Genomic DNA, 7,171 nt, shown 5'->3' with positions numbered 1-7,171 from the left:
GTAGGGGGCATGGATGGGGGGCGTCAGTGGCCGCTCGCGGCCTTGCGGCGCGTGCGCGTGCGGATGAGGACCGCGACGAGGTTCAGGGTGAAGGTCAGCAGCAGCAGCACCGTCACCGTCGCGTACAGGAGCGGACGCGTGGCCTCCACGTCCGGCGACTGCGTGGCCAGCACGTACGTGTGGTAGCCCAGGTGCATGAACTGCGAGTTGAGGCTCGTGGGCAGGTCCGGCAGGAAGTACGCCGCGCCGGTGAAGAGGATGGGCGCCACCTCGCCCGCGCCGCGGGAGATGGCCAGCACCGCGCCGGTGAGGATGCCCGGCAGCGCGCCCGGCAGCACCACCCGCGCCAGCGTCTGGGACTGGGTGGCCCCCAGGGCGAGGCTCGCGGTGCGGTGGTCCAGGGGCACGGCGCGCAGGGCTTCTTCCGTGGACACGATGACGACGGGCAGGGTGAGCACCGCCAGCGTGAGCGACGCCCAGAGGATGCCCGGCTGGGCCCAGTGCAGCTCCTCGTAGCCCAGCGCGCGGTCCATGCCCCGGCCCACGAAGAGGATGAAGAAGCCCAGGCCGAAGAGGCCGAAGACGATGGAGGGCACGCCCGCCAGGTTCGCCACCGCCACGCGCACCAGGCGCGCCATGCGGCCGTTGGGCGGGGCGTACTCGTGCAGGTACACGGCGGTCAGCACGCCCACCGGCATCACCGCCACGGTCATCAGGAGCGTGAGCGCCGCGGTGCCGAAGAGGGCGGGGAAGATGCCGCCGCCCATCATCCCGTCGGTGGGGGCCTCGGTGAGGAACTTCCAGGACAGGTGGCTTGCGCCCCCCTTCACCACGTCCAGGAGGATGAGGGCGAGCATCGCCACGATGACGAACGCGGCCAGCCCCGTGAGCGACACGAGCGACAGGCCCACCACACGGCGAGTGGCGTGCTTCACCCGGCACCTCCCTTGAGTCGCTGGATGACCTTCTTGGTCCAGACGCTGGCGAGCATGTTGAGCACGAAGGTGAAGATGAACAGCTCCACGCCGATGAAGAAGAGCAGCGCGTAGTGGGGGCTGCCCACCACCACCTCGCCCATCTCCGCCGCGATGGTGGCCGACAGCGAGCGCACGGAGTCGCCCAGGTTCGCGGACGTGATGGCCGCGTTGCCGGAGGCCATCAGGACGATCATCGTCTCACCGATGGCGCGCCCGAACCCCAGCACGCACGCGGCGAGGATGCCGGGTGCCGCCGCCGGGAGCACCACCTTCCACGCCGTCTCCCAGGGCGTGGCGCCCAGGGCCAGGGACGCCTCGCGGTAGCTGCGCGGCACGGCGGTGAGCGCGTCCTCCGTCACCGTGAAGATGACCGGCACGATGGCCAGCGCCAGCCCCAGCCCCGCCACCACCGCGTTGAGGCGGGACGTGAAGCCGAAGGTGTCCTGGAGGAAGGTGGCCATCACCATGAGGGCGAAGAAGCCCAGCACCACGGACGGGATGCCGGCGAGCAGCTCGATGGTGGGCTTGAGGACTTCACGCAGGCGCCGGGGGGCGAACTCCGCGGCGAACAGCGCGCCGAAGATGCCCAGCGGCACCGCCACCAGCATGGACACCGCCGTCGTCTTCAGCGTGCCGATGAACAGCGGAATCATGCTGACCTTGGGCACGCCCGACACGGGCTGCCACACGTAGGCCAGCGGCTTTCCCTTCCGCACGAGCTGCGGCAGGAACATCTTGGAGAAGCTCGCCTCCTCGCGGGCCGCCGCGTCGGTGATGAGCGACAGGGCCTCCTTCGCCACGAAGACGAGGATGAGCACCAGCGCGGCGATGCCCGTGAAGGCCACCGCCGTGATGACCCCGGCGATGACCTTCTCCTTCAACTGCCGCCGCCGGGCCGCGGGCGACAGCATGGGCAGCGCCACCGGGGGCGCGAGGTCCTGCTCCTGCATGACGGCCTGTCTATCCAACATGGAGCCCTCGCGCCGGGTGACAATCGTGTGACGGCGACTACTTCACAGGGAAGTAGCCGACCTGGGTGACGATGGCCTGGCCTTCCGCGGACAGCGCGAAGTCGATGAAGGCCTTCACGTCGCCGGACGGCTTGTTGCGCAGGTAGAAGAACAGGTCGCGCGACAGCGGGTACTTGCCGCTCTTCACGTTCTCCGCCGTGGGGGCGAAGGCCTCATTGCCCTTCTTCACCTTCAGCTCCTTGATGCCCTTGGCGTACGCGGCGCCGCCGTAGCCAATGCCGTTCTTCTCCTTGGACACCGCGTTGACGACGGCGGCGGTGCCGGGGAGCGTCTGGGCGGCGGAGGCGAAGTCATCCCCGCCCAGCACGGTGTCCTTCACGAACACGTAGGTGCCGGAGGAGTTCTCCCGCGAGTACAGGACGATGGGGGCATCCGCGCCGCCCACGGCCTTCCACGACGTGGTGTCGCCCAGGTAGATGTCCTTGAGCTGCTCCACGGTGAGCGCGTCCAGCTTGTTCGCCTCGTTCACGTAGAACGTGACGCCGTCCTTCGCCACGGAGAACTGGGTGGGCGGGGTGTTGTAGCGGGCGCGCAGCTTCTCCTCCTCCGCTTCCTTCATCTCGCGGCTGGACATGGCGATGTCGGTGGTCCCGTTCTGCAGGGCCGCCAGGCCCGTGCCGGAGCCGCCGCCCGTCACCTGGATCTTCATGGACGGGTTCTTCTTCATGAACGCCTCCGCCCAGCGCTGGGCGAGGATGACCATGGTGTCCGAGCCCTTCACCGTCACGGTGCCTGCCTGGGCAGCGAGCGGGAGGAGGGTGAGGCCGAGAGCGACGAGGCTTGAGCGCAGGGTCTTCTTCATGGAGTGGCTCCTTGAAAGCGATTCAGTGAAGCGACAGCGCTAGAAACGCGCCTGCATCTGGAGGGTGAACAGATTGTCCTTGGGGTCCGATGCCTGGGCGACGACCTGGGTCATCGGCAGCTCGTAGGTGGCGGAGACCTTCAGGTTCTCCCCGAAGTGGTGCTGCACGACGACGCCCAGGGTATCGACGGCGTTGTCGGCGCCGGGCGTCTCCCCGTTCGCGGTGTTCGCCTGACCGTTGTGCGGGTCGAAGGTGTCGTAGCGCACGGCCACCGCGTCGTTGAGTCCGATGTTCTGCACGAGCAGCAGGTACCAGCCGTGCGCGGGCACATCCAGGTGGGTGGCGTTGTTGGCGGCGCCGTAGGTGCGGCCCGCGATGAACTCGCCCTTGAGCGACGTGCCGCCCAGGGGCACCACGTCGAAGTAGGCCTGCAGGTCCGCGCCAAGGCGGCTGCGGTCATACGCGCGGCGGAAGGTGTCCGTGGGCAGCTTGCCCAGATCCTGGCCGTACCAGCCGGAGACGCCGCCCGCGATCCACTTCAGGTCGAAGCCCACGCGGCCGATGATGTCCTTCTCCTTGTCGTTGTCCTGGGTCGTGCCGCTGTCGGTGCCGGCGCCGTCGAAGACGCCCGCCGACACGCGCAGGAACTTGTAGCGGCCGTTCACCTTGGCGCCGCGGTCACGCTCGCTGGGGAGCATGTTGCGCACCACGCGGCTGCGCTCGGGGAACTCGCGGTCGCTGGAGGACTGCGGGCCCTCATAGCCGAAGGGCCACTTCATCTGGCCCAGAGTGAGCGACAACTGCTGCTTCGTGCCCGGGATGAAGAGGGTGGACTCCGCGTCGCGCAGCGCCACGCCCGTGGGGGACGCGTCGATCTGCAGCATGAACTGCGCGAGGTCGCCGGTGTACGTCGCCTTCAGGCGGCTGCGGCGGATGGTGAAGCGGCTGAAGCCGCCCGCGCCGGTGACCTCGTCCTGCGGCTCCTGGTACAGGTAGCGGGCCTGCACGTAGCCGGAGAAGCGCAGCTTCTTGAGCGCGGACAGGTCGTTCTTCGTCTCCGTGTTCTGCTCCTCCAGGGCCTCCACGCGGTGCTCGTCCGCGGACAGGCGCTCGTCGATGGAGGGCGAGCCCTCCGGCACGCTGTACGCGTTGGCCGGGGGCTGCTTCGGCTCCGGGTCGGCCGGGGAGGCCGGCTGCACGGCCTCGCGCGGCTCGGAGGCCGGCGGCGTGGGGAGCTGCTCCTGGGGCGGAGTGGCCTGGGCCATGGCGGCGCTGGAGGTCAACAGGGAGAAGGCAACGAGGAGTGGGCGCATAGAGGGGTCGTCGGGTCCCGGCGTCGAGAACGCGTGACGATCTACGGGGCCCATGTGGCTGTTTGACGGCCCTTTCGTGACAAATGGGTAACGGGAAGGGAGCTAGCCGGCGGCGGGGTCAACGATGCGGTAGCCCACGCCCCGCACCGTCTCCAGGAGGGCGCGCGCGCTGCCCAGCTTGTCGCGCAGGCGCATGACGTGCGTGTCGATGGTGCGCGTCTCCAGCGCGCTGGACAGGCCCCACACCTCTTCCAGGAGCTGCTCCCGCGTCTGCACCCGGCCCAGCCGCGCCATCAGGTGCTCCATCAGGCGGAACTCCAGCGCGGTGAGCGACGTCTCCTGGCCGTCCACGTAGAAGCGGTGCGCGGTGACGTCCAGGCGCAGCGGGCCCAGCGCCAATGGAGGCGGGCTGTCATTCGGAGCGGTGGAGCGCCGGAGGATGGCCTTGAGGCGCAGCACCAGCTCGCGCACGGAGAAGGGCTTGACGACGTAGTCGTCCGCGCCGACCTCGAAGCCGCGGATGCGGTCCGCCTCTTCGCTCTTGGCGGTGAGCATGACGATGAGCACGTCACGCAGCTGGGAGTTGGCGCGCAGGTGGCGGCAGACCTCGATGCCGGACAGGTCCGGCAGCATCAGGTCCAGCAGCACCACGTCCGGGGACTGCTCGCGCGCGGCCGCGAGCGCCGCCTCCCCGGTGAAGGCCAGGCGCGTGGAGAAGCCGGCGCCGCGCAGGTTGAAGTCGATGAGCTCGGCGAGGTCGCGCTCGTCGTCGACGATGAGAACGTGGGCCATGACGACGCGTACTGTGCGCCGGTCTGTTCGCGGCGACGTGACGCGCCGGCAACAACTGCGTCACGTCCGCTGCGCGTGAGGCCTGCTCAGGAACGACACGGGCCCAGACGCACCCCGGGAAGAGGGGGACGGGGCTGTCCGCGCCGCTGGTCCTTTCGGGTCGGAGTCCACTCGCACGCAGCCGCTGGCCCGCGAGGGTGGCTCACGGGCGCCGCAGGGAACGTCCCGGCGCCGCCATCCATTGCAGCGTGAAGTCGCGTCCCTCGGGTCGCAGGGCGATCGCGCAGCCCTTGCGCAGCTTGTCTGGCAGCGCCTGTCCCAGCGCGTGCGCGGCGGCGCGCTCCAGGGAAGGGTTGTGTCCCACCAGCGCCCAGCCCGGGCCCACGTCGCGCGCCAGGCGCAGCACCCGGCGGGCCGCGCCCTTCATGGGGATGAGGGCGGGATGGACCTCCACGTGGGACAGGCAGAGGGCTTCCGCGAGCAGCTCCGCGGTCTGCACCGCGCGCACCAGGGGGCTGGTGATGATGCCCATGAGCGGGGTGAGCCGGGCAATCTTGCGCGCGTGCTGGCGGAAGGCGGCGCGACCCTGTGAGGTGAGGGCGCGGGCCTCGTCGCCCAGCACGTGGGAGTCCTCGGCCACGGCGTGGCGCACGAAGAGCAGGGGCAGGTCCTGGTCGGCCATGAGGGCGCGTTGTAGGGCGTTCCCTCCGCGCGCGTGTGACGAATGCGCGAACCGCGCCAGTGCAGCGTGAACTACTCCACGCCTCCCAGGAGGAACGCGAGCAGCAGCAGCGCGAGCACGCCGGTGGTGATGGCGGCGAAGGTGCGATCCCTCTGCGCGCGGAAGATGCCCAGCGACAGGGCCACGCGCAGCACGGGCACGGTGATCATCACCAGCAGGCCCGCCATGACGAAGGACTGCCCGCGCACGGCCATGACGCCCTCGAAGACGTCCGGAAGCCGGTGGGGCGCGGAGTCTGGCGAGGTGAGGCGCTGGAGCGCGTCCGGCGACGAGAAGTAGTCCGGGTGCCGGAAGAAGGTCATCACCATCCCGCACGTGACGAGCGACATGCTCAAGAGGACGCCGCCGCGCAGCAGCTGGCTGATCAGCAGCTCCGGCGTGAGGGGGATCGTCTCCGGATGAACGGCGGGATGGACGACGGGATGAACCACGGGATGGACCGCGGTGGTGGTGTCCGGCGGAGGGCGGGACTCGGGGGCCTGGAGGCTCATCCGTGGACTCCCTTGGACAGCATCTCGAAGGACACCCACAGGAGGACGGCGACGAAGAGCATGCGCAGGGAGCCGCTCTTGAGCTTCGTCAGGTAGCGCGAGCCCGCGAACGCGCCCAGCGTGACGCCCACGCAGACGGGCCCGGCGATGAACGGGTCGATGTCGCCGCGCGCGAAGTAGATGCCCGCGCTGGCCGCCGCCGTCACGCCAATCATGAAGTTGCTGGTGGCGGTGGACACCTTGATGGGCAGCCCCATCGCCAGGTCCATGGCCGGCACCTTGAGCGCGCCGGAGCCGATGCCCAGCAGGCCACTCACCGTGCCCGCCACGTACATGAGGCCCAGGCCGGCGAGCGGCCGGTGCACGCGGTACGTCACCTCGCGCTCGGTGGACGCGTCGTAGTAGCTGCCGTGCAGGGCCAGCCGATCCGCGAGCGCATCCGGAGGAGGCTCCTCGCGGGGCGCGTCGTCGTCGCGCAGCTTGCGCAGCATCGCGAGCGCCGAGTACGCCATCACCGCGCCGAAGAGGAGGTACAGCGCGCGTCCGCTCACCATGCCCGCGAGCATCGCGCCCGTCAGGGCCCCGGCGACGGTGGCCAGCTCCAGGAACATCGCCACCCGCAGGTTGGCCAGGCCGTCACGCACGTAGGCCGCCGCCGCGCCGCTGGACGTCGCGATGACGGACACGATGGACGCTCCCACCGCGTAGCGGATGTCCACCTTGAGCACGAGCGTGAGGACGGGGATGAGGATGAGGCCGCCGCCCAGGCCCAACAGCGAGCCCAACAGGCCCGCGCCCATGGAGACCAGCATTACGATGGCGACGAAGTTGAACGGAGTGGCGTCCAAGGCGGCGGCCATCTTCCTCCGGCGCCTCCCGCATGCAAGCGGGTTCACTCGGAGCCTGCCTGGCTGGTCGCCTCCATCCCCCCTGTGGGGGCGGGTCCTCAGCGCTCCGGGGCCGGCTTCGCGTCCGGCGGCTGCGGGAGGGGCCACCCCTGGAACAGGGGCCAGCCCCGATAG

General features: G+C 70.0%; 8 protein-coding genes. All 8 read right to left on the bottom strand.

Annotation, left to right across the window (positions count from 1 at the left end):
* Window positions 1–23 precede the first annotated feature (23 nt).
* Entirely contained in the window at window positions 24–935 is a 912-nt protein-coding gene (gene pstA, locus D7V93_RS33655) for a phosphate ABC transporter permease PstA (RefSeq protein ID WP_120647273.1), read from the bottom strand.
* Window positions 932–1,927 carry a phosphate ABC transporter permease subunit PstC gene (gene pstC / locus D7V93_RS33650; RefSeq protein ID WP_208723244.1) on the bottom strand — a complete coding sequence of 332 codons (996 nt, stop codon included), beginning with the start codon at window positions 1,925–1,927 and terminating at the stop codon, window positions 932–934. Before pstC ends, pstA begins: the two co-directional genes overlap by 4 nt.
* Before the next feature lie 58 nt (window positions 1,928–1,985).
* Complete coding sequence (locus tag D7V93_RS33645; protein ID WP_120647272.1) at window positions 1,986–2,810, bottom strand: phosphate ABC transporter substrate-binding protein; 825 nt, start codon at window positions 2,808–2,810, stop codon at window positions 1,986–1,988.
* 39 nt (window positions 2,811–2,849) lie between these two features.
* A complete protein-coding gene (locus tag D7V93_RS33640; RefSeq protein WP_120647271.1) occupies window positions 2,850–4,124 on the bottom strand; it encodes a porin in 1,275 nt (424 codons plus the stop codon).
* A gap of 102 nt (window positions 4,125–4,226) precedes the next feature.
* Window positions 4,227–4,916, bottom strand: coding sequence for a response regulator (locus D7V93_RS33635; RefSeq protein WP_120647270.1), 690 nt, complete (start codon window positions 4,914–4,916; stop codon window positions 4,227–4,229).
* Window positions 4,917–5,118: 202 nt separating this feature from the next.
* Entirely contained in the window at window positions 5,119–5,598 is a 480-nt protein-coding gene (locus tag D7V93_RS33630; protein WP_120647269.1) for a SixA phosphatase family protein, read from the bottom strand.
* 71 nt (window positions 5,599–5,669) lie between these two features.
* Entirely contained in the window at window positions 5,670–6,149 is a 480-nt protein-coding gene (locus tag D7V93_RS33625; RefSeq protein ID WP_244237667.1) for a DUF1634 domain-containing protein, read from the bottom strand.
* Entirely contained in the window at window positions 6,146–7,009 is an 864-nt protein-coding gene (locus D7V93_RS33620) for a sulfite exporter TauE/SafE family protein (protein ID WP_120647268.1), read from the bottom strand. The genes D7V93_RS33625 and D7V93_RS33620 overlap by 4 nt, the downstream gene beginning before the upstream one ends.
* Window positions 7,010–7,171 lie beyond the last annotated feature (162 nt).

This window comes from Corallococcus llansteffanensis (genome assembly GCF_003612055.1).
GTDB lineage: Bacteria > Myxococcota > Myxococcia > Myxococcales > Myxococcaceae > Corallococcus > Corallococcus llansteffanensis.
The sequence above is the reverse complement of the archived record's forward strand: the minus strand, read 5'-3'. Positions and strand labels throughout refer to the sequence as shown.

What these genes read in the sequence shown, in the direction of transcription:
- pstC (WP_208723244.1), bottom strand. Translation starts at nt 1,927, where the DNA reads ATGCAGGAGCAGGACCTCGCGCCCCCGGTGGCGCTGCCCATGCTGTCG.
- D7V93_RS33645 (WP_120647272.1), bottom strand. Translation starts at nt 2,810, where the DNA reads ATGAAGAAGACCCTGCGCTCAAGCCTCGTCGCTCTCGGCCTCACCCTC.
- D7V93_RS33640 (WP_120647271.1), bottom strand. Translation starts at nt 4,124, where the DNA reads ATGCGCCCACTCCTCGTTGCCTTCTCCCTGTTGACCTCCAGCGCCGCC.
- D7V93_RS33635 (WP_120647270.1), bottom strand. Translation starts at nt 4,916, where the DNA reads ATGGCCCACGTTCTCATCGTCGACGACGAGCGCGACCTCGCCGAGCTC.
- D7V93_RS33630 (WP_120647269.1), bottom strand. Translation starts at nt 5,598, where the DNA reads ATGGCCGACCAGGACCTGCCCCTGCTCTTCGTGCGCCACGCCGTGGCC.
- D7V93_RS33625 (WP_244237667.1), bottom strand. Translation starts at nt 6,149, where the DNA reads ATGAGCCTCCAGGCCCCCGAGTCCCGCCCTCCGCCGGACACCACCACC.
- D7V93_RS33620 (WP_120647268.1), bottom strand. Translation starts at nt 7,009, where the DNA reads ATGGCCGCCGCCTTGGACGCCACTCCGTTCAACTTCGTCGCCATCGTA.